This window comes from Amycolatopsis sp. cmx-11-12, assembly GCF_046269425.1.
In the GTDB taxonomy this organism is placed as follows: Bacteria; Actinomycetota; Actinomycetes; order Mycobacteriales; family Pseudonocardiaceae; genus Amycolatopsis.
Genome location: NZ_JADNQM010000094.1, coordinates 1 through 1,347 on the forward strand (window position 1 = coordinate 1; position 1,347 = coordinate 1,347).

A 1,347-nucleotide genomic window follows, 5' to 3' on the forward strand; every position below is an offset into this window, starting at 1 on the left:
TACTGCAACGGCACTCAGTTGAGTGGGTAGCCTCGCCGTTTGTAGTGGCTGAGGCGGGCTTGGTGTTGTCGTCGGCGGCGGAATCGTGACCAGGACCAGATGTGGTCGGCGGTGTCGGCGACACGCAGGACGAGTTTGGTGAGCAGGCGCCGGATCTCCGGTAGCGTGAATCCGATCATGTCTGGTTCCTCGACACCGATTCCCCTTTTATGGCAAGGGATCTGGTGACGGCGAGCCAGGCGTGCGCGAGCATGGACAGGGTGATGTGGGCATACCACGCTCGCCAGGATCGGACCTGGTAGTGGTCGAGCCCGGCTTCGTTCTTGGCTTGCTGGAAGCATTCCTCGATCCGCCAGCGGGATCCGGCGATCCAGGCCAGGTCCAGCAGCGTCGAGCGGCGGGGCCCGTAGCAGACGTAGTAGGCGATCTCGGTCGGATCGCTGATCGAACGCCGGGCGAGCAGCCAGTGCCCGCGTCCTGGCTGCCAGGCGATGCGGATCGGTGTCCTGGCCCAGTCGTATTCGCGGGGGCCGTGCGCCCCGGCACCGACCGACAGCCGCCGCCACGAGCGCTGCGGCAGGGCGGTGATCAGCTCATCCGCCCGGTGCTCGCCGCCGTCGATGGTGATCAGGGTGTCGTTGACCTTGGTGGCCAGCACATGCGCGGCGCCGCATTCTTCCAGCCATGCCCGCAGATACTTCACCTGCCCATACGCCTCATCGGCGGTGATCCACGCGAACGGCACACCCGCCTCGAACGCCCGTGCCAGCATCGCCATCGCGTGACGTGGTTTGGTCTCGAACTCGATCTCGTCCGGGATCCCGGCCGCACGGGCGCGGTCCCGGTCGGCGATCCACGGCTCCGGCAGATACAGTTCCCGATCGATCAGCGCATGCCCGCGATCCGAGGCATACGCCAGGAAAGTCCCGATCTGGCAGTTCTCGATCCGGCCGGCGGTTCCCGAGTATTGCCGCTGCACACCGGCGGATTTGGTGCCCTTCTTCAGGAACCCGGTGTCGTCCACGATCAGCACACCACCCGGCACACCCAGGTGCTCGACCACATAGTCCCGCAGATCGTCACGGACACCATCGATGTCCCAGTCCGCCCAGCGCAGCAACCGCTGCATCCCATCAGGAGACAGCTCACCCGCCTGCTCGGCCAGCGTCCAGCCGTTCTTCCGCTCCAGGCCCGCCACCAGCCCGGACACATACTCCCGCGCCCGGCCCCGCGGCTCCAACCTCGTGAAACGACCCGAAATCCGCTCATGGACCCGACCCAGCTCAGCCACCACCATGTCCATCACCCGCAACATCATCCACTACCCATGCGAGTGCCGTTGCAGTA

Annotated in this window: 2 protein-coding genes; both read right to left on the bottom strand. The window is 65.9% G+C overall.

What is annotated here, in order from left to right; all coding sequences use genetic code 11:
- Positions 1 to 14: 14 nt before the first annotated feature.
- Positions 15 to 179, bottom strand: coding sequence for a hypothetical protein (locus tag ACLARN_RS44055; protein ID WP_409497445.1), 165 nt, complete (start codon positions 177 to 179; stop codon positions 15 to 17).
- Positions 176 to 1,315, bottom strand: coding sequence for an IS701 family transposase (locus ACLARN_RS44060; protein ID WP_409497446.1), 1,140 nt, complete (start codon positions 1,313 to 1,315; stop codon positions 176 to 178). Before ACLARN_RS44060 ends, ACLARN_RS44055 begins: the two co-directional genes overlap by 4 nt.
- Positions 1,316 to 1,347: the final 32 nt, after the last annotated feature.